The organism is Kocuria sp. GQ42 (assembly GCF_059758435.1).
Window position 1 is genome coordinate 101,737 of the sequence record NZ_JCAXEN010000009.1, and the last position, 22,978, is coordinate 124,714.

A 22,978-nucleotide genomic window follows, 5' to 3' on the forward strand; every position below is an offset into this window, starting at 1 on the left:
GCAACAACCTTGTCAAGGTGTTCAGTGTGATAGCGCTTCCAGTCCGGGGTGATCCGCCCTACGATGGACCGCATGTCCACGACCTACGGTGCGCTGCAGTCCCTGCGCCTCACACCCGTCCACGACCGCGACCAGGAGCCGAAGTGGTGGCGTTCCTCGGTGATCTACCAGGTGTATCCCCGCTCGTTCCGGGACCTCGACGGGGACGGTGTCGGCGACCTCGCCGGCATCACCGCCGAGCTGGGACAGCTGGCGGAGCTGGACATCGACGCGATCTGGCTCTCCCCCTTCTATCCCTCCCCGCAGCTCGACGGCGGCTACGACGTGAGCGACTACTGCGACGTCGACCCCGCCTTCGGCACCCTCGCGGACTTCGACGCGCTGGTCTCGGCCGCGGACGCCCTGTCCGTCAGGGTGATCATCGACCTCGTGCCCAACCACTGCTCGCAGGAGCACCTCCTGTTCCGGCAGGCCCTCGCGGCGGGTCCCGGCGCCCCGGAGCGCGATCTGTTCGTCTTCCGGGACGGCCGCGGCGCGTCCGGGCAGCTGCCCCCCAACAACTGGCAGTCCCACTTCGGGGGCCCGGCCTGGACCCGGGTGACCGAGTCCGACGGGCAGCCCGGCCAGTGGTACCTGCACCTGTTCGACTCGTCGCAGCCCGACTTCAACTGGGACAACGAGCTGGTCCGCCAGGAGTTCGAGCGGGTGCTGCGCTTCTGGCTCGACCGCGGTGTCGCCGGCTTCCGGGTGGACGTGGCGCACGCGCTCATCAAGGCGGAGGGCCTCCCGGACTGGGACGGGCGGGCCGACGGGGGGAGCATCCCGGGCTACCCGTTCACCGACGCCCCGATGTTCGGGCAGCCGCAGATCCACGACATCTACCGGCGCTGGCGCGAGGTGCTCGCGGAGTACGACGGCGAGCGGATCCTCTGCGCCGAGGCGAGCGTGGACCCGCTGGACCGCCTGGCCGACTGGGTGCGCCCCGACCAGATGCACCAGACGTTCAACTTCTCCTACCTGGCGGCGCCGTGGGACGCCGCGGAGCTGCGCCGGATCATCACCTCCTCCCTCGAGGCGTTCGACGCGGTCGGGGCCCCCACCACCTGGGTGCTGTCCAACCACGACGTCGTGCGGCACCCGACCCGCCTGGCGCTGACCGCGGACTCCCCGCGCCCGGGCGACGGCCGCGGGCCCGAGGACGAGCAGCCGGACCACGTGCTGGGCACGCGGCGGGCACGTGCCGCGTCCCTGCTCATGCTCGGCCTGCCGGGCGGCGTGTACCTGTACCAGGGGGAGGAGCTGGGCCTGCCGGACCACACGACCCTCCCCCACGACGTCCGCCAGGACCCGACCTACCACCGGACCGGCGGGAGCCGGCTCGGCCGTGACGGCTGCCGGGTGCCGCTGCCCTGGACCAGCACCGGGGCGTCCCTGGGCTACAGCGCCACGGGCGAGGCCTGGCTCCCGCAGCCCTCGGACTGGGCGGAGCTCTCGCGCGAGGCGCAGCGCCACAACCCGGGGTCCACGCTGTCCCTCTACCGCTCCGCGCTGGCGCTGCGGCGCGAGCACGGGCTCGGCTCGGGCTCGCTCGCGTGGGCGGAGGACCTCACGGGCCCGGGCTGTCTCGGGCTCGTCAACAACGGCGTCCTGGTGCTGCTGAACACGGGCTCCGCCCCGGTCGAGCTGCCGGACCTGCCGGTCCTGCTCCGCAGCGGGTCCCCGGCCTCCGCGCCGCATATCCTGGACCCGGAGGAGTGCGCATGGCTGCAGACGGAGGACCCCGGGACGACCGGACGATGAACCCACCCCGGCTCCAGGACGTCGCCGCGCGGGCGGGCGTGTCCACCGCGACCGTCTCCCGCGCGCTCAGCGGCAAGGGGCACGTCTCGCCCCGCGCCCGGGCCCGGGTCCGCGAGGCGGCGCAGGAGCTGGGCTTCGTCGTGTCCTACCACGCCTCGAGCCTGGCGAGCGGCCGGAGCCGCAACATCGGGGTGGTCCTCCCCCACGTCGACCGGTGGTACTTCTCCACCGTCCTCGAAGGAGTGGCCGGCGCGCTCATGGAGGCCGGGTACGACCTGACCCTCTACAACTTCGAGGGGGACCGCTATCGGGAGACCGTTCTGACCGACTTCCTGCTGCGCAAGCGGCTGGACGCGGCCGTGGCGGTGTCCCTGCACCTGGACCCGGCGGAGACCGAGCAGCTGTTCTCCGCCGGCATCCCCCTCGTCGGGGTCGGGGGCCCCCTGGTGGGGGCGCCCACCATCAGCATCGACGACCTCGACGTCGGGCGCCGCGCGACGCAGCACCTCATCGGGCTGGGCCACCGGCGGATCGCGCACCTCGGCGGGGCCGAGGAGGGCAGGCGCTACTTCCCCATGTCCAGCGACCGCCGGGACGGCTGGGAGCAGGCGATGGCGGACGCCGGGCTGGCCGTGGAACCCTCGTGGTCGCTCGTCGCGGACTACACGTTCACCGACGCGTACCAGCAGGCCAAGAACCTCCTGGCTGACCCCGCCGACCGCCCGACCGCCATCTTCGCCTCGTCCGACGAGATGGCGGCCGGGACGATCCTGGCGGCGCGGGACCTCGGCCTCACCGTGCCCGGGGACCTGTCCGTCATCGGCGTCGACGCCCATCCCATCGGGGAGGCCTTCGGCCTGACGACCCTGGACCAGCACGCCCGGCAGCAGGGCACCCGCGCTGTGGAGCGGCTCCTCGAGCACCTGGCCGGAGGCTCCGGCGAGCCGTCGAACGAGCTCTTCCCGGCCCACTTCGTCGTCCGCTCCTCCACCGGCCCGGTCCCGGCCTGAGCTGCTCCGGCGGCCGTCACGGCCGCCCGTTCCCCGGCCCGGCGCTGGCCGCTGCACCCGACCCACCGGAACCCCTCACGCCCCTCACACCTCGAGACCCCAGGAGAGTGCACGGATGACCACCGGACGGCCGACCACCAGGACGAGGACCGACTGCGGAAGAGCCATGACGAGCCGGCTCTGGGACCAGCCCCACCACGACGGGTCGGCGATGTACGTGTCGAACCCCTTTCCGGAGCTGGGCGAGACCGTCGCGATGTTCCTGCGGGTCCCCCGGGCCAGCGGAGTCACCCAGGCCCTGCTGCGGGTGTGCATCGACGGGGAACAGGCCCTGATCGGGACGAGAACGGACCGCCAGGACGACCACGAGTTCTGGTTGCGGGCCGACGTCCGGGTGGAGAACCCGGTGGTGAACTACCGCTGGCTGCTCGACGGGGGCCCTGACGCCTACCAGTGGCTCAACGGAACGGGTCTGCACACCCGTGATGTCACCGATGCTTCCGACTTCCGCATCACCACGCACGCCCCGCCCCCCGGGTGGGCCGGTGACGCGGTCCTGTACCAGATCTTTCCCGACCGGTTCGCGAAGTCCACGGACCGGCCGGCTCCCGAGTGGGCGATCGCCGAGGAGTGGGACAGCGAGGTCATCGGCCGCGGGCCGGAGACGCCCTACCAGTACTACGGCGGGGACCTCGACGGGATCGTCGCCCATCTGGACCACATCGCCTCCCTCGGTGCGAACACGATCTATCTCACTCCCACGTTCCCCGCGCGGTCCAACCACCGCTATGACGCGTCCAGCTTCGACCACGTCGATCCGCTGCTCGGCGGGGACGCCGCCCTGAGCCGCCTGTCGGACGCCGTGCATGCCCGGGGCATGCATCTGCTCGGGGACCTCACGACGAACCACTGCGGCGACGCCCACGAATGGTTCAGAACCGCCATCGAGGACCCGCGCAGCCCGGAAGCCGGTTTCTTCCTCTTCACCGAACATCCCGACGAGTACGTGTGCTGGTTCGGGCACGCGTCGCTTCCCAAGTTCGACCACAGCAACCCCGAACTGCGGCGACGCCTCTACGAGGGTCCGGACTCCGTGGTGGCCCGCTGGCTGGGACCGCACGCCCTGGACGGATGGCGCATCGACGTCGCCAACATGACGGGACGACACGGTGCCACCGACCTCAACCACACGGTCTCGACCACGCTGCGCAGGACGATGGCCGAGGCCGATCCGGGGTCCCTGCTGCTGGCCGAGCACAGCCATGACGCATCCCAGGACCTGCAGGTCGATGGCTGGCACAGCGTCATGAACTACGCCGGATTCACCCGCCCCGTGTGGCAGTGGTTGAAGCCGGCCTCCCCCGTGCCGTTCGAGCCGGGACCTTTCACGGCCGTTCCGCGACTTCCGGGAGCGGACGTGGTCGGCTCGATGCGGGATTTCGCGGCTGCCGCCCCGTGGCGGGCCACCGCACACGCCCTCAACCTGGTCGGCTCCCACGACACCATGCGGATCAGCACCATGCTCGGCGACCGGCGGCTGGTGACCGTGGCGTTCGGCCTGCTGGCCACCATGCCCGGCATCCCCATGCTCTGGGCAGGGGACGAGATCGGCCAGGAGGGCGTGAACGGCGAGGACGGTCGCCGCCCCTTCCCCTGGGGCGACACCAGCGGATGGGACCACGAGCGGCTCGCCACCACACGAGCTCTTCTCGGCGCACGCCACCGGTCCGTGGCCCTCCGCCACGGTGGGCTGCGATGGCTCACCGTCGGGGAGGACGCCTTCACCTTCCTGCGGGAGTCCCCCGGTGAGACCGTGCTCGTCCACGCCGCACGCGCCGGCCACACCCCTGTCCGGTTGCCCGCACGGACCGTCGGCACCCACCTCACCGGCCTCGCCGGCACCCCGGACCTGCACGCGGACACCGATGCCATGATCACCCTGCCCGGCGCTGGACCGGCGTTCTCCGTGTGGCGCTGCACCCCGCTCGACTGAACCCCACGATCCCCGGCCCGTGCCGGTGGCGAGACGTGCCTCCGGCGCGGGGCGCCCCAGCGGCTTCGAACGGGCGGACTCATCGGCCCGCAGAGGCGCAGCACCGCGGCAGCACGCCACGGATCAGGCCACGGATCAGGCCACGGATCAGGCCACGGTGAAGGTTCGCTCGTGCCGCCCGGAGGCGCCGTCCGGGGCGGGCGGGGCCTGCTCGGCGGTCTGGACGGTCCCGTCCCGGTCCACGGCCCGCACGCGCGCGGTGTGCCGGCCGGCCGGGAGGTCGGTGCGCAGGACCCACTGCCGCCAGGTGTCGTCCGTGCCCACGGAGCCCAGCTCGGCGTCCTGCCACGGCCCCTCGTCCACGCTGACCTGCACGGCGGCGATCCCGGTGTGCTGGGCCCAGGCCGTGCCGGCGAGGACCGCGGGCCCGGCCTCCGTGCGCCCGCCCTCGGCCGGCACCTCGATGCGGGAGGACATCTTGATCGGCCCCCGGGCCGTCCAGCCGCGCGAGGTCCAGTACGCCTCCGCCCGGTCGAAGCGGGTGACCTCGAGGTCCACGACCCACTTGGTCGCCGAGACGTAGCCGTAGAGTCCCGGCACGACCATCCGCACGGGGTACCCGTGCTCGAACGGCAGCGGCTCCCCGTTCATGGTCACCGCGAGCAGGGCGTCCCGGCCGGGGTCGGTCAGGGCCTCGAGCGGAGTGCTCGCCGTGAACCCGTCCTCGGAGGTCGAGAGCACCATGTCCGCCTCGGCGGAGGGCCCGGCCTCGGCGAGCAGGTCCCGGATCGGCACGCCGGTCCACACCGCGTTGCCCACGAGGTCGCCGCCCACGGGGTTGGACACGCACGCCAGCGTCACGATCCGCTCGAGGAGCGGCCGGGCCGTGAGGTCGTCGAAGCGCAGCGTCAGCTCGCGCTCCACCATGCCGTGGAGGCGCAGCTCCCACGCGTCCACGTCGATGCGCGGCACGGACAGGGCCGTGTCGATGCGGTAGAAGTCGTCGGCGGGCGTGAGCCAGGGCTCCACGTCCGCCACGCCGAGGTCGGCCCCGGCGGGGACCGGGTCCCGCACGGCCGGGGCGGGAATCCGCAGGAGGTCCCGGGCGGCGGGGGCCCGGGCCGCGGCCGCGGACGCCCAGCGTCCCGCGACACCGGCGGCGGCGCCCAGCACGGCGGCGGCCGCGGAGACCCGGACGAAGCCGCGGCGGTCGAGGGCGGCGCCGGGCTGTGCGGACGGAGCGGTGCGGCGGGTGAGCACCGTCAGGAAGAGCGCCCCTGCCCCCGTGCCGACGACGACGGGGACCGTGTCCGCCACGGTCGGCCCCGCCCGCGTCAGCACGGCCAGCAGCCCGAGGAGCCCCAGCACGCCGAGCAGCACCGTGCCCATCGGCGGGTTGGCGCGCTGGGCCGCCCCGATGCCCGTGCCGACCGCCACGAGTCCGGCGGCCATGACGAGCAGCAGCACGAGTTTGTCCGCGGTGCCGAACAGGGCGATCGCCGCGTCCTTGACCGGCGCCGGGACCGCGTCCACGATCACCCCGCCCACCGCCGTGAGGGGCGCGCCGACCGGCCCGGTCACCCAGGCGAGCAGCTCGGCCAGGCCCACGGCGAGAGCGGTCGCGGCGACGCCCGCGAGGATCCAGGGGCCGAGGTCGGCGGGGGCCCGTCGTCGTCGCCCGGTGTCCGGACGGTCCGCGGTGGAGGTCATGCGCGTCAGCGTGTCACGTGGCCCTGAGATCAGCCTGGGCGAGCGCGTCCCCGAACCGCTCGAGCGCCTCCTGGCCCACGACGTCCCCCGGCAGCAGGGGGACCTGCAGCAGCGGGACGCCCGGGAGGGCGCCGCGCAGGGTGGCGACGTGCACCTCTTCCAGCGCGCGGCGCTCGGCGAGGAAGTCCCCGGCGTCCGCCGGGGAGCGCTTGTTGAGCACGAGGGCCCCCACGTGCACGCCGGCGCGGACCAGCTGCTCGTGCAGCTCCACGGTCTCGAGGACGGGCAGCCGCTCGGCCGCGAGGACGATGACGAAGCTGCAGCGTTCGGCGTCCACCAGCACCTCGCGCAGCGCCTCGAAGCGCTCGCGGCGGCGCAGCAGGATCCGCCGGATCTCGAGGTCCCGCTCCTCGCGGGGGTCCCGGGGCCGGCCGGTGCCCACGATGCTCTCGCCCGCGGCGTCCCGGTCCTCGAGACCGCGCAGGGCGGCCCCGAACTTCTCCGCCCTCCCGCGGCGCCGCAGCAGCCCCTCGGTCCAGGCGGACATGATCTCGGGCAGGGCCATGAGCCGGGCGGTGTGCCCGGAGGGTGCGGTGTCGAAGACGATGAGGTCGTAGTCGTCCAGGCCCGTGTCCACGAGCTCCGCGATCCGCTCGAGCACCGCCGACTCGTGGGTGCCGGGCGAGTCCCGGGCGAGCTCCATGTGCTTGTCGACCTCGGCGGCGAGGTGCTCGGGCATCAGCCGGCGGATGGTGGCGCCCACGGCGGCGAGGTGGGCGTCGGTCGTGGCGACCGGGTCCACCTCGATGCCGTCGAGGGCGCCGCCGCCGAGGTCGCGGGCCAGCGGGGTGATCCGGTCCCCCACCGGGAGCTCCCACAGGTGCCCGAGGTTGTGGGCGGGGTCGGTCGAGACGACGAGCACCCGGCGGCCGGCGCGGGCCTGGGCGAGGGCGGTGGCGGAGGCGACGGCGGTCTTGCCGACGCCGCCCTTGCCGCCCACGAACAGGACCCGGCGGGCGGCGGCGAGCTCTAGCAGCATGAGATGTGCTCCAGGGGCGAGCGCTCCATGCCCATCCGCCGGTGCCAGTCGTGGAACCGGTCGTAGACCACGGGCAGCAGCTCCACGGTGTAGTAGCTGGCGGGGTTGGGCACGCCCAGGGCCTCGGAGAGGACCAGCATCATGAACAGGTCCTCCTCGTCGCGCTGGGCGCGGGCGAAGGTGCGCCGGTAGGGCGCCACGTAGAACTCGTGCAGGCCCGCACCGAGGCGGGCCTGCACGGAGCGCAGCCGGTCGAGGGCCCTCACCGGCTCACAGGGAGCGGTTCTCCCCGGGCGAGGTGCTGACGGTCTCCTCGTCCAGCTCGGGCGGGCTCTTCCGGGCCGCGTTCATGGCGGTCACGGACTCGACGATGACCCACAGGGCCGCGATCAGGATGATCACGTCGAGCACGAGCAGGAACCAGTTCTCGGCGGCCCAGAACTGCCCCAGCTGCACGATCAGCGCGTAGACGGACATCACCAGCAGGAACACCAGCGGCACCAGCACGGGCAGGACCGGGCGGCCCTTGCGCAGCAGGATCACCGCGATCATCGACAGCGTCAGGCCGGCCAGCAGCTGGTTGGTGGTGCCGAACAGCGGCCAGATCAGCATGCCGCCGGAGCCGTCCGCGCCGGCGCTGAAGGTCAGCCCCATGGCCACCGCGAGGACGATGAGGGTGGAGACCACCTTGCCGATGCTGACGCCCATGATGTGCCCGGCCTCCTGCACCACGAAGCGCTGCAGGCGGATGCCGGTGTCCATCGTGGTGGCCGCGAAGAGGACGGCCATCGTGGCGAGGATGGTCGCGCTCAGCGACGGCGGGATGCCCAGCCCGGAGTTGACGACCGAGGCACCGCCCTGGACGAACGCGGCCACGCCGCCCTGGCCGAACGCGCTGTAGACGGCCTCCCAGTCGGCGAGGGTACGGAACCCGGCGGTGGTCGCGATGATCGCACCCAGTGCCAGCAGGCCCTCGCCCACGGCGCCGAAGTAGCCGACGAAGCGGGCGTCCGGCTCCTTGTCCAGCTGCTTGGAGGACGTGCCCGAGGCCACGATCCCGTGGAACCCGGAGATCGCTCCGCAGGCGATGGTCACGAACAGCAGCGGCACGATGCTGGGCGTGCCCTCGGGCACGGAGGTGTTGAACGCGGGCGCCACCACGGTCGGGGCGGAGATCAGGACGGCGCCGTAGAGGATGCCCAGGGCGATGAACAGCTGGAGGCCGTTGATGTAGTCGCGCGGCTGCAACAGCATCCACACGGGCAGCACGGACGCGATGCCCGCGTAGACGAAGAGCACCACGATCCAGAACGCGTTGGCCGGCAGGCCCAGGACCGTCTCCGGCAGGACCACCGGGAAGCGGTCGCCGACCAGGATCAGGGAGTACAGGGCCACGACGCCGACCACGGACACGACGGCGAGGTTCCACTTGTAGCGGTAGACCGCCTGGCCGATGAGCAGCGCGACCACGATGGCGCCCCACGTGGGGATGACCGAGGTGGGGGTGCCGACCAGCAGGTTGGAGATCACCACGGCGAAGGCGGCGTTGACCATGAGCAGCACGAGGAAGATCACGACCAGGAACAGGTTGCGGCCGCGGTGGCCGATGTACTGCCCGGACAGCGAGCCGATGGACTTGCCGCGGTGCCGGTTGGACGCCCACAGGGCGCCGAGGTCGTGCACGCCGGCGAAGAAGACGGTGCCGAGGGTCACCCAGAGGAAGGCGGGCACCCAGCCCCAGATGACGGCGATCGCGGGGCCCACGATGGGCGCCGCACCGGCCACGGAGGTGAAGTGGTGGCCCCACAGCACGTACTTGTTCGTGGGCACGTAGTCCACGCCGTCACTGAGCTCGTGGGCGGGGGTGACGAAGGAGTCCTGGAGCTGGTAGATCCGGCGGGCCACGAACTTCGAGTACAGGAGGTACCCGACGATCATCATGGCCACACCGACCACGGCGAGGACGATGGAGTTCATGTCGCTCCGATCTCTGGGGAGGTGGGTGGATGTCCGCTGGGTCACCATGCTACCGCCGGGTGACCGGGATCACGGACCGCTCGCGCACGCTCCGCCACGGCCCCGCAGGGGGGCGGAGCGGAGCGCGCCGACGACCTACATCGGCTCCCCCGGGGTCATGATCGCGAAGGACTCCCGGTCCGGGCCGGCCACGACCGCCAGTCTCCCGTAGGCGAAGTCGAAGGGGTCCTCCATGACGGCTCCGCCGGCGTCGCGCACCCGCTGGACGGCCGCGTCGACGTCGTCGACCTGGAAGCAGACCGACCAGACCGCGGGAGCGTTCTCCGCCGCGGGGTCGGTCCCGCCGATGCCGCCGGCCGGGCGGTCCCCGTGCGGCACCGTGAACGTGGCGTAGGCGACGCCGTCCTCGCCGATGTCCTCGTAGTGGTAGCCGAAGACGTGGGCGTAGAAGTCGCGGGCGGTGTGGTGGTCGGGGGTCATGAGGTCGCACCAGGCGACGCTGCCGGGCACGTCGAGCACGGCGAAGCCGATGTGCTCCCCGGCCTGCCACATCCCGAAGGACGCCCCGGTGGGATCCTGCCAGACGCCCATCCGGCCGGCCCCGCCCACCTCCACCGGCTCCATCAGCTGGGTGCCGCCGGCGGCGAGGACCCGCTCGGCGCAGAGGTCGATCCGGTCCGAGGCGAGGTAGACCTGCCACACGTGCGGGACGCCCGTCAGGTCCGGGGCGGCCGGGGAGAGCCCGGCCACGGGTCTCCCGCCGACCAGGGCGTTGCGGTACCCGCCGTGCTCCGGCCGCGGCTCGTCGTACTCCCAGCCGAGCACCGCACGGTAGAAGTCCTGTGTGCGGCCGGGATCGGACGCGGTCAGATCGGCCCAGCAGGGGGTTCCGGCGGGCCACGCTTCGTTGCGCTGTGTCATGACGGGTTCCTTCCGACACGGCCAGGGTACGCCGCGCCCCCGCGGCCCACAGGAGCCGCCCGGGGGATCGTTACCCACCTGCGCCCGCGCCCCGCCCCTGGCCCGCGAGGTCGCAGCCGGGGCAGGGTCAGTGGGGCGGGGTCCCGGAGATCCACTCGCCCCGGCGCATGACGGCCTCCAGCCGGAGGTCCTCCCCCACGACCAGGAGGTCCGCGAGCGCACCCGCCGCCAGGCTCCCGGCCTCCCCGGTCAGGCCCAGGACGCGGGCCGGGACCACGGTGGCCGAGCGCAGCGCGTCCCCGAGGGGGACACCCGCCGCGACCGTCCGGCGCAGGACCTCCAGCATCGTGGCCGTGCCTCCCGCGATCGAGCCGTTGGAGACCAGGGAGGCCACCCCGTCCTGCACCCGCACCTCCGCCGCGCCGAGCGTGTAGGTGCCGTCCGTCAGCCCGGTCGCGGCCATCCCGTCGGTGACCAGCGCGATGCTGTCCGCGCCGGCCAGCTCGAACGCCCACCGCACGATGCTGGGGTCCAGGTGGGTGCCGTCCGCGATGAGCTCGACGACGGCCCGGCCCTGCGCGGCGGCGCGCAGGCAGGCCGGCACCGGTCCGGGCGACCGGTGGTGGATGGCGGGCATGGCGTTGAACAGGTGCGTCACCGTGGGCGAGCGGGGCGGGCCGCCCCCGGGGGCGTCGCGGAGCAGCTCCTGCAGGTGGCGCAGCGCGTCGTCGACGGTGGCGGTGTCCGCGTCGGTGTGCCCGAGGGAGGGGACCACGCCGTGGGCGACGAGCAGCTCGGCCAGGCCCCGGGAGCCGGGCAGCTCCGGGGCGAAGGTCATCGTCCGGAGCGCCCCCGCCGCGGCGGCGACGAGGTCGGCGGCCAGCCCGAGGTCCGGTTCCAGCATCCACGCGGGGTCCTGCGCCCCGCAGCGGGCCGTGGACAGGAACGGGCCCTCGAGGTGGATCCCGGCGATCAGCCCCTCCCCGGTGAGCGCCGCCAGCAGCGGCACGGCGCCCAGCAGGTCCTCCCGTGAGGCCGTGACCAGGCTGGCCACGAGCGTCGTGGTGCCCTGGCGGTGGACGTGCTCGAGGGTGGCGCGGATCTCCTCCTCCGCCGAGGAGGAGAAGTCCGCGCCGAAACCACCGTGGCAGTGCACGTCCACGAGCCCCGGCAGCACCATCTGTCCGGGGCCCACGACGTGGTGCTCTCCCGGGTCGCCTCCGGGGTGGCCGGACCGCGGCCCGGCGTGGACGACGCGATCGCCCTCGACGACCACGAGACCGTCCGGGTGCTCGGTGTGCCCCGTGTGCACGCGGCCCGAGAGGACCGTCCTGCGCGGGGAGTCCTCGGTGACCAAGGGCCTCTCCTCCTTCCGGTGGTGCGGGACGTCGAACCGGCAGGGGGCTACCGGACCAGCCCGTTCGGGGACCGCGGGATCGCGAGGTCGGCGACGATCGGCAGGTGGTCCGACGCGGAGGTGCGCACCACGTGCGCGGCCCGCGGCCGCACGTCCTCGGACACGAGGACGTAGTCGATCCGCAGGCCGGCGTCCTCGACCGGAGCGCCGTCGGGGGCGAAGGTGTAGGCGTCGTCCTGGCCCAGGGCCGCGAAGACGTCCGTGAACACCTTGAACAAGCCCTGCAGCTCCGGGGCGTCGGGTTCGGCGTTGAGGTCCCCGACGACCACCGCCGGACGCGAGCTCTCGCCGGTGATCTGCAGGATCTCCCGGGCCTGCACCTCCCGCTGCTCGGCGCGCTGGTGGTCGAGGTGGGTGCTGTAGAACCCGACGTGGTGACCCTTCACGTTGATCACCGCCTCCAGCAGCCCGCGCTGCTCGGTGGGCTGCTCCGCGTACTCGATGCTGGTCAGCAGGTGGTTCTCGGAGTCGATGATCGGGTGCTCGCTGAGGATCGCGTTGCCGTACCGGCTGTTCTCGGTCCGCCCCTCGACGGGTGCTGCGTCCAGGTTCGCGCCGTAGACGTAGTGCATGTCCAGGAGCTCCGCGAGGCGGGCCGCCTGGTCCTCGAAGTCGCTGCGCGAGGACCAGGCGTCGTCGACCTCCTGCAGCCCGATCACCTCCGCGCCCGACGCCTCGATCACGGCGGCGGTGCGCTCGAGGTCCAGCACGTCGTCCCCGTCCGCGCCGTGGTGGATGTTGAAGGACATGACGCGGAGGTCGGTGCTGCGGTCCGGGCCGTGGCCCGGGGCCGCCGCGGCGGGGGACGCGCCGAGCGCGCCGGCGGTCACGAGCAGGGCGGCCGCGGATCCCACGGCCATCAGCTTCTTCATCATGAGGTGCTCCTTGTGCAGGGGGTGGGGATGGGTGGTCGTTCGTGGACGGGGAAGAGCTGGCCCTCCGTCAGCAGGTCCGCCAGGGGCACCGGGCTCGCGATCTCGCCGACGAAGCCGCCGTCCACCCCGTTCTGGAAGCCGAAGACGACCCACTGGCCGTCGCGTCTGCGGACCAGCTGGGCGGCGTAGACGCCGCGCACGAAGAAGCTGGAGCTCCGTTCGAGCTCCCACGGTCCGAGCCGGCCGGCGCCGGGAGCGATCCAGGTCCCGGTGCTCGTCTCCGAGAACGGGATGCCGGGCGCCAGCCGCGGGAGGCAGGAGAAGATGAGCACTGCGGTCCCGTCCACGACCTGGGACTGGACGACCTCCATCTCCCCGAAGCCGGCGGGCGCGGTCAGCGGGGGGCGGACCGTCCAGTGCTCCAGGTCGTCGCTCACGGCGTGGCCGACCACGCCGCGGGCGTCCGGGTCCCCCGTGGCGGCCCGTGCCGTCACGAGCATCTGCCACTGCCGGCTGTCGTCGTCGTAGAAGACGAAGGGGTCCCGCCACGCCTCGTCCGGCCAGGTGCCCTCCCCGAGCTTCTCGTACCAGCGGGGGTCCGCCTCGAGCGGGTCCGCACCGGTGCGCTCCCAGCTGATCAGGTCGTCCGAGACGGCCGATCCGATGCGCTGCCGCAGCCCGTCCTCGGCGCGGCTGACACCGGTGTAGAAGAGGTGCCAGCGGCCGTCGTGGCCTTGGACGGTGCTGCCCGTCCAGGTCGCCATGTCGTCCCACGACGGTTCGTCGGCGGCCACGAGGGCGTCCGGCAGGAGGGTCCAGTTCTCCAGGTCGGACGAGACGGCGTGCCCGATCGAGGCCCGGCGGTGACGCCGGTCGGGGTCCCGCAGGGCGCGGCTGGCCCGCAGGAAGAACAGGTGGTAGTCCTGTCCGTCGTCGGCCAGCCAGCTGTCCCAGACCCAGTGGTCCGCGAGGCGGAACGTCATCCCTCCTCCCGGGGCAGCCGGTGCTCGGCCTCGGCCACGAACCGGTAGTAGTCGGTCAGGACGAGCCGGCTCGCCGCCGCCTCGTCCACCACGACCGTGACCGCCCGGTGGAACTGCAGGACGGACGCCGGGCACATCGCGGACACGGGCCCCTCCACGGCTGCGGCCACCGCGGCGGCCTTGCGCTCGCCCTGGGCGACGAGCAGCACCCGGCGGGCGTCGAGGATCGTGCCCAGCCCCTGGGTCACGCAGTGAGTGGGGACGTGGTCGGGGGCCTCGAAGAACCGGGCGTTGTCGGCACGGGTCCGCGCGGACAGTGCCTTGACCCGGGTGCGGGAGGACAGCGAGGACCCCGGTTCGTTGAAGCCGATGTGGCCGTTGGCGCCGATGCCCAGGATCTGGAGGTCGATGCCGCCGGCGCGGGCCACGGCCTCCTCGTAGTCGCGGCAGGCCGCTTCGAGGTCCCCCCGGGAGCCGTCCGGGACCTGCACCCGCGAAGGGGGCAGACCGAAGGGCAGGGCGAGCTCGCGCTCCAGGACGGCGGCGTAGCCGGCCGGGTGTCCGGAGGGCAGCCCGACGTACTCGTCGAGGGCGAAGCAGCGGAGCCGCGTGAGGTCCAGCAGACCGTGGGCCTGGCGGCGGGCGAGCTCCCGGTAGGCCCCCAGGGGGGACGAGCCCGTGGCCACGCCCAGCACGGTGTCCGGCCGGCGCGAGACCTGCTCGGCGACGACGTCCGCCGCGCGCGCGTCGACGTCGTCGGCCGTGGGCAGGACGAGCACTTGCATGGGGGTCCTTCCGGACGACGGGTGGAGGTGGGCGGTGCCGGGGCGGTCCGGCTCAGCCCTTGACGGCGGAGCTCGCCACGCCTTCGATGAACCAGCGCTGGAAGACGAGGAACACGACGATCACGGGCACCACCAGGAGCACCCCGAAGGCCATGACCTCGCCCCACGCCGGAGGGAGCTGGCCCGCGAAGACGCTGATCTGGAGGGGCAGGGGGCGCAGGTTCGGCTCGGAGATCATCAGCACCGGCCACAGGAACGCCCCCCACTGGGTCAGGAAGGTCAGCACCGCCACCGACGCGTACGCGGGTTTGCTCATGGGCGCGATGATCTGCCAGAACACCCGCAGCGGCCCGGCGCCGTCCATCCGGGCGGCCTCGTCGATGCTGCGGGGGATGCCGGAGAAGAACGAGTAGAAGAGGAAGATCGACAGGGCGTTGCCGATGAAGGGGACGATCTGGATCCACAGGGTGTTCCGGGCGTCGTTGTAGAGGTAGAACATGGGCACGGCCACGGCCTCGAACGGGACGATGAGCAGCAGCAGGACGCCCAGGAGCACCAGGTTCCTGCCCCGCCAGGTCAGCCGCGACAGGGCGAAGGCCGCCATCGAGTTCACGACCAGCCCGAGCCCCACCACGCAGACCGTGACGGTGACGGACACGAAGAAGAACCGCCACAGGTGGCCGGTGCTGTCCGAGGACAGGCTCGAGGCCACGCCGGTGTAGTTGTGCAGGCCCCACTCGCGCGGGTCGAAGACCTCGAAGCCGGCGAGCGTGCGGGAGGCGGGGGCCAGGGAGGCCGCCACCATGTAGGCGACCGGGGCGAAGAACAGGAGGCTCGTGACGACGAGCACCGCGTAGCGGGGCACGTCCGTCCTGCGGCGGCGGGCGGCGGAGCCGGTCTGCGTCATGTCAGTCCTCCCGTTCGCGGGTGGCGCGGCGCTGGACGAGGGACAGGACCACCACGATCACGAAGAACACCACGGAGATGGCGCTCGCGCGCCCGATGTTGTTCTCGTCGAAGGCGGACGTCACCGCCTCGTACATCACGGTGCGGGTGGCGTCCTCGTTGAGCCCCCCGCCGGAGCGGGCCAGCACGTAGATCTGGTCGAACACGCGCAGCGACAGGATCATCGTGTAGAGCGCCACGAAGACGAGGGTGGTGTTGATCCCGGGCAGGGTGACGTGCACGAAGCGCTGCCACGCACCGGCCCGGTCGAGGCGGGCGGCCTCGTAGAGGTCGGCGGGCACCTGCTGCAGGGCCGCCAGCAGGATCACCATCTGGAAGCCGACGCCCTGCCAGATCGACAGGACGATGACCGAGGCCAGCGCCGTGAGCTCGGAGCCCAACCAGTCCTGGGCCCCGAAGGCGCCGCCCGAGAAGAACCCGAGCAGGGAGTTGAGGAGGCCGTCGTCGCCGCGGGCGAGGATCAGCCGCCAGATGAGGGCCACCAGGGCGATGGGGAAGACGACGGGGAGGAAGAAGACGGACCGGAAGATCCCGATCCCCCGGACGGTCTTCTGCACGAGCAGGGCCAGCGCGAGCGCGAGGGCGGTCTGCACCGGGACCACCACGGCCGCGAAGACGAGGTTGTGGAGCAGCGCGCTGAGGAACCGGCTGGACACGTCGGGGTCGGTGAAGATCCGGGCGTACTGGGTCAGCCCCATGAAGACGGGATCGCGCGGGTCGCCGAGCCGGACGTTGTGGAAGGAGAAGCCGATGGCCGCGACGAACGGGACCGCGACGAACAGGACGAGCAGCAGCACGGCGGGACCCGCCATGAGGACCCCGGCGAGTCCGTCCCGCCGGAGCCCCCTGCGGGGCGGTGGAGCCTCGGGCGCGTCCGCCGGGGCGGACGCGGGGGCCGCGAGGCCCGGTGTGGTGGTCATGGTGCACTCCTCGCAGGTGCGCGGCGGGGCCGCTGGGCGGCCCCGCCGCGGCGGTCACTCGTCCTGGTAGCCGTTGTTGTCCTCGAAGTCGGCGTCGATGGCCCGCGCCGCGCTGTCGAGCTCCTCCTGCGGGTCCGCCCCGCCCCAGATCGCCGCGAGGGCGCTGCCGTAGGAGCTCGTGACCGTGGGGTAGCCCGGGGTGATGGGCCGCGCCACCGCGATGCACTCCCGGGTGACCTCCTCCGAGCTGCAGGCCGAGGCCAGGTTGGACGCGAACAGCTCCAGCGGGCCGCCCTCGCCGTAGAGCTCGCTGCCCTCGAGGGCGCTCGTGGTGCCGGGCACCGCCGCGTTGGCCTCGACCATCGTGGCGATGCTCTCGTCGGAGTGCAGGAAGTCGAGGAAGGCACCGGCCGCGGCCTGGTCGCCGCCGGCCGCCGGCGTCACGCCCCACTGCCAGGAGCCGTGGCCCGCCTTGGTGCCGTTGCCGAGGTCGGGCAGGGGCATCAGGACCAGGTCCTCGCCGAGGGCTTCGCTGAAGGTGGGGTACATCCAGTTGCCCGTCCAGGTCAGGGCGACGTCCCCGTCGGGGAAGGCGGTGCCGCTGGTGTTCGGGTCCGTGTGCTCCTTCCACGAGGCCCACTCCTCGAGGGCCTCCACGTTCTCGGCGCTGTTGAGCACACCGTCCGCCGCGCCGTCCCGGACGAGCGTGCCGCCGTTGGACCACAGGACCGGGGAGGTGGTGAAGGTGCCCCACTCGGCGGCGAAGCCGTTGGCCTCGCCCAGGTCGATCGCGTTGCCCGACGGGCTGGCCTCCGCCAGCTTCTGCAGGTTCTGCTCGAACTCCTCCGCCGTCCACGCCTCGTCGGCGGTGGCCGGGGCGTCCACGCCCGCGGCGTCGAGGAGCTGCTGGTTGCCCCACAGCCCGAGCCCGACGTCGAACATGCCGACGGCGTAGGTCTGGTCCTGGTACGTGCCGCTCTCCCGCACGCCCTCGATCCGGTTCTCGAGGGTCTCCTGCGACACCACGTCGTCGAGGGGCACGAGCTTGCGGTCGTAGACGAAGGACGCCATCGTCGGCGCGTCCATCTCCATCACGTCGGGCAGGTCCTCCGCGGCGGTCGCCTGGACGGTGCTGGTGTAGTCCGGCTCGGGGATGAGGGTCAGCTCGACGCTGACGTCCTCCTGCGAGTCGTTGTACTCGGCGACGAGGGCCTCGAGCGCCTCGGCCTCGGCCGCCTGGCCGCTGTGGGCCCAGACCTCGACCACGCCGTCGCCCTCCCCGCCGCCGCTCGCGCTCTCCCCGCCGCCGCAGGCGGCCAGCACCATGGCCATCGACAGGCCGGTCCCCAGCACCACGGCCCGGGACCGGCGCCTCGTTCGTGCACTCATGAGCAGTTCCCCTTCTTTCCGCCGCAGTGTTCGCGATCGTCACAGCTGTCGTTTCCCTAGCTTGGACTAGACCAATTTCTGTGTCAATGCTCACACGACGGGAACCGGGGCCCGCAGGCCCCGGCAGTGCGGTCGATATGCTGACCCCATGAGCGCGGAGCCGCGGGCCGTCCCCAAGTACTACCTGCTCAAGGAACAGCTCCGGGCGCTCGTGCGGGACGCGACCCCCGGCACGCTCATCCCCACGGAACGGGCGCTCGCCGAGCAGTACGCCACCTCCCGGACCACGGTCCGCCAGGCCATCGGCGAGCTCGTGGCGGAAGGGGTGCTGGGCCGGGCCCAGGGCCGGGGGACCTTCGTGGCCCCGCCGCGGTTCACCTACGTCCGCCAGCTCACCTCGTTCAGCGACGACGCCGACGCCCAGGGTCTGGTGAGCTCCTCCACGGTCCTCGACGTGAGCCGCACGGCCGCCGACGACGACGCAGCGGCCCGGCTGCGTGTGCCCGTCGGCGCCGAGCTCGCGCGGGTGGAGCGGATCCGGCTCATCAACGGCGAGCCGCTGGCCCACGAGGTCGCCCTGCTCGCCGGAGCGCTGCCCGGCCTGGCGGCGCACCTGGACCGGACCGGCTCCCTGTACACCGCGCTGCGCCAGGACTACGGCATCGACATCGTGGCGGCCGAGGACACCGTGGAGACCCGGCTCGCCGGCCCGGACGACGTCCGGCTCCTGGGCATCGAGATGGGGGCTCCCCTGCTGCTGATCCACCGGCTCGGGTTCACGGCGGACGACTCCCCCGTGGAGTGGACCCGCTCGGTGTTCCGCGGGGACCGGTTCCGCTTCCTGGCCCGGATGAAGGGTCCGCAGCACTGACCCGCGGGCCCGCAACCCTGACCCGCGAGATTGCGGTTGTCGGCCACCGCGCGGGGTTGCGTAGCCGTCAGCCGCAATCTCGGCGTCCTGGGCGGGTGCTCCGGGCGGGCGGTCCGGGCGGCAGAATGGGACCAGACCGCCGTCCCCGACCGCTCCGGAGGCTCCCATGACCACGCTGCACGACTTCACCGCCACCACCCTGGACGGGCGCGAGCAGCCGCTGTCCGAGTACGCCGGGAAGGTGGTGCTCGTGGTCAACACCGCGAGCGAGTGCGGGTTCACGCCGCAGTACGAGGGCCTCGAGCAGCTGTGGCGGGACTTCCGGCAGGACGGGCTCGTGGTCCTGGGCTTCCCCTGCAACCAGTTCGGGCACCAGGAGCCGGGCAGCGAGGAGGAGATCGCCGACTTCTGCAGCCGCAACTACGGCGTCACGTTCCCGATGTTCGAGAAGGTCGACGTCAACGGACCCGGCGCCCACCCCCTGTGGTCGTGGCTGCGCGAGGAGCGGGGCGGGATCATGGGCGACGCCATCAAGTGGAACTTCACCAAGTTCCTCGTGGGCCGGGACGGGCAGGTGATCCGCCGCTTCGCCCCGAAGACCTCGCCGGCGCAGCTCGCCGGCAGCATCGAGTCGGCGCTGGCCCACGGGGAGGCGCCCGCCGGGACGGAGTCCGCCGGGACGGGCTGAGGCGGGTCAGCGGCCGGCCATCTCCCGCAGCACGTCCGCGAGCGCGGTCAGGCCCCGCTCCAGCTCCCGGTCGGTGATCACCAGCGGCGGGCTCAGCCGGATGGTGGAGCCGTGGGTGTCCTTGGCGAGGATCCCGTGGGCCACCAGCCGCTCGCAGCACTCCCGGCCGGTGCCGAGCCGCGGATCGATGTCGATCCCGGCCCACAGCCCGCGCCCGCGCACCTCGGTCAGGCCCAGCGGCGCCAGCTCCGCCAGACCGGCGTGCAGCTTCTCCCCCATGACCCGCGCCCGCTCCTGGGGCTCCCCGGTGGCGAGGAGGGCGACGACGGCGCGGCCGACGGCGCCGGCCAGCGGGTTCCCGCCGAACGTGCTGCCGTGCTGGCCGGGCCGCAGCACCGAGAGCACGTCCGCCCGGCCCACCACCGCGGACACCGGCAGGACTCCCCCGCCCAGGGCCTTGCCCAGCAGGTAGAGGTCCGCCTCCACGTCCTCGTGCTCGCACGCCAGCGTCCGGCCGGTGCGGCCCAGCCCGGACTGGATCTCGTCCGCGACGAGCAGGACGCCGCGCTCGGCCGTGCACCGGCGCACGCCCTGCAGGTACCCCGGCGGCGGCACGATCACCCCGGCCTCGCCCTGGATGGGCTCCAGCAGCACCGCGACGGTGTCCTCGGTGACGGCCGCCTCGAGGGCGGCGAGGTCCCCGAACGGGACGGTCACGAAGCCCGGCGTGTAGGGGCCGTAGTTGCGGTGCGCCTCGTCGTCGTCGGAGAAGCTGATGACCGTGGTGGTGCGGCCGTGGAAGTTCCCCGCCGCCACCACGATCTGCGCCCGGCCCGGGGCCACCCCCTTGCGCTCGTAGCCCCACTTGCGGGCGACCTTGATCGCCGACTCCACGGCCTCGGCGCCGGTGTTCATCGGCAGCATCATGTCCTGGCCGAGCAGCTCGCACAGGTCCCGGGCGAAGGGGCCGAGCTGGTCGTTGTGGACGGCCCGGCTGGTCAGCGTCACGCGCTCCAGCTGGGTCCGGGCGGCCTCGAGGACCGCCGGGTGGCCGTGGCCGAAGTTCAGCGCCGAGTAGCCGGCGAGGAAGTCGAGGTACTCCCGGCCCTCCACGTCCGTGACGGTGGTGCCCCGGGCCCGGGCCGCCACCACGTCCAGCGGGGAGTACGTGCGCGCGGTGTACCGCTCGGCGGTCTCCACGAGCTCCCGCGTGCTCGTGCCGTGACCGGTGGTGGCCGCGGGGTCGACGAACTGCGTCGGGGCGTGGTTCATGGGGTTTCTCCCGGTTCCTCGCTGGTGTTGTCTGGAGCGTGTGCGGTCCAGCCCATCACGTACAACGCCGCCGGGCCCGCATTACAGTCCCGGCCCCGCGCCGCGCGGCCCGTCCCCGACCTGCAGGAGGAACCGTGTTCCCCGACTTCACCGCCCACGACGTCCCCGTGGCCGACGGCACGATCCACGCCCGCACGGGCGGCGACGGCCCGCCCGTGCTCCTGCTGCACGGCTTCCCGCAGACCCACGCCATGTGGCACCACCTCGCCCCCGTGCTGGCCGAGGAGTTCACCGTGGTCGCCGCCGACCTGCGCGGCTACGGCGGCTCGCGCACGAGCAGCGAGGACCACACCTTCCGGGCGATGGCCGCCGACCAGGTGCAGCTCATGCGGGCGCTGGGCCACGAGCGGTTCTCCGTCGTCGGGCACGACCGCGGCGCCCGGACCGCCCACCGGATGGCGCTCGACGCCCCCGGCGCCGTGGCGTCCGTGGCCCTGCTGGACATCCTGCCCACCCTGGAGGTGTGGCGGTCGATGGACGCGTGGATGGCCCTGCAGTACTACCACTGGGCCTTCCTCGCCCAGGGCGAGGGCCTGCCGCAGACGCTGATCGGCCACGACCCCGTGTACTTCGTGCGCCGGACGCTCCAGGGGCTCAGCGGCACGCAGGTCCCGTTCGACCCGGCGGCGCTCGCCGCCTACGAGGACGCGGCGCGGGATCCCGCCGTGGTCGACGCCTGGTGCCGCGACTACCGCGCGGCCGCCGGCCCGGACCGGGAGATCGACGAGGCGGACGAGCACGAGCAGCGGGACCTGCCCGCCCTCGTCCTGTGGGGCGCCCGGGGACGGGTCGGCGCGCGGGAGGATCCGCTCGCGCTGTGGCGGCGGCAGTTCCCGCGGGCCACGGGCCAGGCCCTGGACGCGGGCCACTTCCTCGCCGAGGAGCGGCCGGAGGAGGTGGGGGCGGCCGTCCTGGCGCACCTGCGTGCTGCGCGGACGTAGTCGCGGCCCCGGGACGGACACGCGCCGGGCCCCGGCACGGTGTCCCGTGCCGGGGCCCGGCGGTGCCGGTGCCGAGGTGCCGTCAGCCGTTCTCGTAGCCGGTGATGGCCTCGACCTTGGCCGCCGAGGCGCTGGTGGTGTCGAAGGTGTAGCCCAGCCACTCCTTGGCCAGGCGCCGGGCCAGCTCCAGGCCGACGACGCGCTGGCCCATGCACAGCACCTGGGCGTTGTTGGAGAGCACCGAGCGCTCCACCGAGTAGGAGTCGTGGGCGGTCACCGCCCGGATCCCGGGGACCTTGTTCGCCGAGATCGCCACGCCCAGACCCGTGCCGCAGATCAGCAGCGCACGGTCGGCCTCCCCGGAGGCGACCTTCCGGGCGGCCTCGACGGCCACGTGCGGGTAGTCGGTGTTCTCGGTCTCCGAGACCCCGACGTCGACCACGCTCTCCACGCGGTCGTCGGCCTCGAGGTCCCGGCGCAGGGCCTCCTTGTAGTCGAACCCGGCGTCGTCGCCGCCGATCACGATCCGCAGCTTCTTCTCGCTCATCACTTCACCTTTTCCTTGTCGTCGTTCTCGTCGTTGATGGTCCTCGCGCGGGCCGCCTCAGCGCTCCGCGGCGATCTCGAGCAGGCGCAGGTAGCCCTCCAGCCGCCAGGCCGTGCGGCCGACGAACAGGCCGTCCACGTGCTCGATGCCGAGCAGGTCCGCGGCGTTGTCCAGGTTCACCGACCCGCCGTAGAGCAGCCCGCGCACCCGGGACCCCCAGTGGGCGCCCAGGGCGGCGAAGGGCTCGGCCAGCTCCGCGACGGTGGCCGGGCGGCCGTGCTCGCCGATCGCCCAGATCGGTTCGTAGGCGATCAGCACCCGGGACAGCTGCTCGGCCTCGAGGCCGGCGAGGGCGCGCTCGACCTGGCCGAGGACGTGCGCGCCGGAACCGCCGGCGGCCTGCACCTCCGCCGGTTCCCCGACGCACAGCAGCGGGACGAGCCCGTGGGCGAGGGTCGCGGCGACCTTGGCGCGGACGGTCTCGTCGGTCTCGCCGAAGTGCTCGCGGCGCTCGGAATGGCCGATCTCCACGATCCGCGCTCCGGCGTCGGCGACCTGGGGCACGGAGACCTCCCCGGTCCAGGCCCCGGCCTCGGCCCAGTGCGCGTTCTGCGCCCCCACCAGCACCCGGGGCTCCTCCGCCAGGACCTGGGCCACCGCGGCGATCGCCGTGGCCGGCGGGATCACGAAGGGCTGCACGTCCCCGAGGTCCCGCCCGGCCAGGGCCCCGGCCAGGCCCCGGGCCCAGTCCGTGGCCTCGGCCAGGGTCTTGTTCATCTTCCAGCTCGTGCCGATCCACACCGTCACGACCGCC

Annotated in this window: 21 protein-coding genes; 6 read left to right on the forward strand and 15 right to left on the reverse strand. The window is 73.1% G+C overall.

Going from position 1 to position 22,978, the window contains the following annotated elements:
- Nucleotides 1-72: 72 nt before the first annotated feature.
- The 3 genes from AC6CH6_RS16980 (at nucleotide 73) to AC6CH6_RS16990 (ending at nucleotide 4,803) form a co-directional block, all read left to right on the forward strand.
- The gene (locus AC6CH6_RS16980) at nucleotides 73-1,800 is read left to right on the forward strand and encodes a glycoside hydrolase family 13 protein (protein ID WP_498256015.1); all 1,728 of its coding nucleotides are present in this window, start codon (nucleotides 73-75) and stop codon (nucleotides 1,798-1,800) included.
- Nucleotides 1,761-2,810 (forward strand): LacI family DNA-binding transcriptional regulator, encoded by a 1,050-nt coding sequence (locus AC6CH6_RS16985; protein WP_498256016.1) that lies wholly within the window; start codon nucleotides 1,761-1,763, stop codon nucleotides 2,808-2,810. Before AC6CH6_RS16980 ends, AC6CH6_RS16985 begins: the two co-directional genes overlap by 40 nt.
- A gap of 166 nt (nucleotides 2,811-2,976) precedes the next feature.
- On the forward strand, nucleotides 2,977-4,803 hold the full coding sequence (locus tag AC6CH6_RS16990) for a glycoside hydrolase family 13 protein (protein ID WP_498256017.1): 1,827 nt from the start codon (nucleotides 2,977-2,979) through the stop codon (nucleotides 4,801-4,803).
- A gap of 147 nt (nucleotides 4,804-4,950) precedes the next feature.
- On the opposite strand, the gene AC6CH6_RS16995 is transcribed toward AC6CH6_RS16990, so the two are convergent.
- The 12 genes from AC6CH6_RS16995 to AC6CH6_RS17050 form a co-directional block, all read right to left on the reverse strand.
- On the reverse strand, nucleotides 4,951-6,513 hold the full coding sequence (locus AC6CH6_RS16995; protein ID WP_498256018.1) for a molybdopterin-dependent oxidoreductase: 1,563 nt from the start codon (nucleotides 6,511-6,513) through the stop codon (nucleotides 4,951-4,953).
- 13 nt (nucleotides 6,514-6,526) lie between these two features.
- Complete coding sequence (locus AC6CH6_RS17000; RefSeq protein WP_498256019.1) at nucleotides 6,527-7,552, reverse strand: ArsA family ATPase; 1,026 nt, start codon at nucleotides 7,550-7,552, stop codon at nucleotides 6,527-6,529.
- Nucleotides 7,543-7,818 (reverse strand): cory-CC-star protein, encoded by a 276-nt coding sequence (locus AC6CH6_RS17005; RefSeq protein WP_052132674.1) that lies wholly within the window; start codon nucleotides 7,816-7,818, stop codon nucleotides 7,543-7,545. The genes AC6CH6_RS17000 and AC6CH6_RS17005 overlap by 10 nt, the downstream gene beginning before the upstream one ends.
- Before the next feature lie 4 nt (nucleotides 7,819-7,822).
- Nucleotides 7,823-9,529 carry a carbon starvation CstA family protein gene (locus tag AC6CH6_RS17010; protein ID WP_498256020.1) on the reverse strand — a complete coding sequence of 569 codons (1,707 nt, stop codon included), beginning with the start codon at nucleotides 9,527-9,529 and terminating at the stop codon, nucleotides 7,823-7,825.
- 135 nt (nucleotides 9,530-9,664) lie between these two features.
- Nucleotides 9,665-10,450 (reverse strand): VOC family protein, encoded by a 786-nt coding sequence (locus AC6CH6_RS17015; protein ID WP_095650207.1) that lies wholly within the window; start codon nucleotides 10,448-10,450, stop codon nucleotides 9,665-9,667.
- Nucleotides 10,451-10,577: 127 nt separating this feature from the next.
- Entirely contained in the window at nucleotides 10,578-11,807 is a 1,230-nt protein-coding gene (gene nagA / locus AC6CH6_RS17020; protein ID WP_498256021.1) for an N-acetylglucosamine-6-phosphate deacetylase, read from the reverse strand.
- Nucleotides 11,808-11,854: 47 nt separating this feature from the next.
- Nucleotides 11,855-12,742 (reverse strand): endonuclease/exonuclease/phosphatase family protein, encoded by an 888-nt coding sequence (locus AC6CH6_RS17025; protein WP_498256022.1) that lies wholly within the window; start codon nucleotides 12,740-12,742, stop codon nucleotides 11,855-11,857.
- Complete coding sequence (locus AC6CH6_RS17030; protein WP_498256023.1) at nucleotides 12,739-13,725, reverse strand: family 43 glycosylhydrolase; 987 nt, start codon at nucleotides 13,723-13,725, stop codon at nucleotides 12,739-12,741. The genes AC6CH6_RS17025 and AC6CH6_RS17030 overlap by 4 nt, the downstream gene beginning before the upstream one ends.
- On the reverse strand, nucleotides 13,722-14,510 hold the full coding sequence (gene nagB / locus AC6CH6_RS17035) for a glucosamine-6-phosphate deaminase (protein ID WP_498256024.1): 789 nt from the start codon (nucleotides 14,508-14,510) through the stop codon (nucleotides 13,722-13,724). Before nagB ends, AC6CH6_RS17030 begins: the two co-directional genes overlap by 4 nt.
- A gap of 52 nt (nucleotides 14,511-14,562) precedes the next feature.
- Nucleotides 14,563-15,417: a carbohydrate ABC transporter permease gene (locus AC6CH6_RS17040; protein ID WP_035923527.1), complete on the reverse strand. Its 855-nt coding sequence runs from the start codon at nucleotides 15,415-15,417 to the stop codon at nucleotides 14,563-14,565.
- Nucleotide 15,418: 1 nt separating this feature from the next.
- Complete coding sequence (locus tag AC6CH6_RS17045) at nucleotides 15,419-16,396, reverse strand: carbohydrate ABC transporter permease (RefSeq protein WP_498256025.1); 978 nt, start codon at nucleotides 16,394-16,396, stop codon at nucleotides 15,419-15,421.
- 54 nt (nucleotides 16,397-16,450) lie between these two features.
- Nucleotides 16,451-17,785: an ABC transporter substrate-binding protein gene (locus AC6CH6_RS17050; protein ID WP_498256026.1), complete on the reverse strand. Its 1,335-nt coding sequence runs from the start codon at nucleotides 17,783-17,785 to the stop codon at nucleotides 16,451-16,453.
- 148 nt (nucleotides 17,786-17,933) lie between these two features.
- Between AC6CH6_RS17050 and AC6CH6_RS17055 the strand changes: the two genes are divergently transcribed.
- A complete protein-coding gene (locus AC6CH6_RS17055; protein ID WP_419967352.1) occupies nucleotides 17,934-18,656 on the forward strand; it encodes a UTRA domain-containing protein in 723 nt (240 codons plus the stop codon).
- 166 nt (nucleotides 18,657-18,822) lie between these two features.
- Nucleotides 18,823-19,344, forward strand: coding sequence for a glutathione peroxidase (locus AC6CH6_RS17060; RefSeq protein ID WP_368812248.1), 522 nt, complete (start codon nucleotides 18,823-18,825; stop codon nucleotides 19,342-19,344).
- A 6-nt stretch (nucleotides 19,345-19,350) separates the two neighbouring features.
- Here AC6CH6_RS17060 and rocD read toward each other — a convergent pair whose 3' ends face one another.
- Nucleotides 19,351-20,616, reverse strand: coding sequence for an ornithine--oxo-acid transaminase (gene rocD / locus AC6CH6_RS17065; RefSeq protein WP_498256027.1), 1,266 nt, complete (start codon nucleotides 20,614-20,616; stop codon nucleotides 19,351-19,353).
- A gap of 134 nt (nucleotides 20,617-20,750) precedes the next feature.
- Here rocD and AC6CH6_RS17070 point away from each other — a divergent pair, with 134 nt between their 5' ends.
- The gene (locus AC6CH6_RS17070) at nucleotides 20,751-21,617 is read left to right on the forward strand and encodes an alpha/beta fold hydrolase (protein ID WP_498256028.1); all 867 of its coding nucleotides are present in this window, start codon (nucleotides 20,751-20,753) and stop codon (nucleotides 21,615-21,617) included.
- Between the two features lie 82 nt (nucleotides 21,618-21,699).
- Here AC6CH6_RS17070 and AC6CH6_RS17075 read toward each other — a convergent pair whose 3' ends face one another.
- Nucleotides 21,700-22,164, reverse strand: a complete 465-nt coding sequence (locus AC6CH6_RS17075) for a ribose-5-phosphate isomerase (protein ID WP_368812245.1) — start codon at nucleotides 22,162-22,164, stop codon at nucleotides 21,700-21,702.
- A 57-nt stretch (nucleotides 22,165-22,221) separates the two neighbouring features.
- Entirely contained in the window at nucleotides 22,222-22,971 is a 750-nt protein-coding gene (locus AC6CH6_RS17080) for a triose-phosphate isomerase (protein WP_498256029.1), read from the reverse strand.
- Nucleotides 22,972-22,978: the final 7 nt, after the last annotated feature.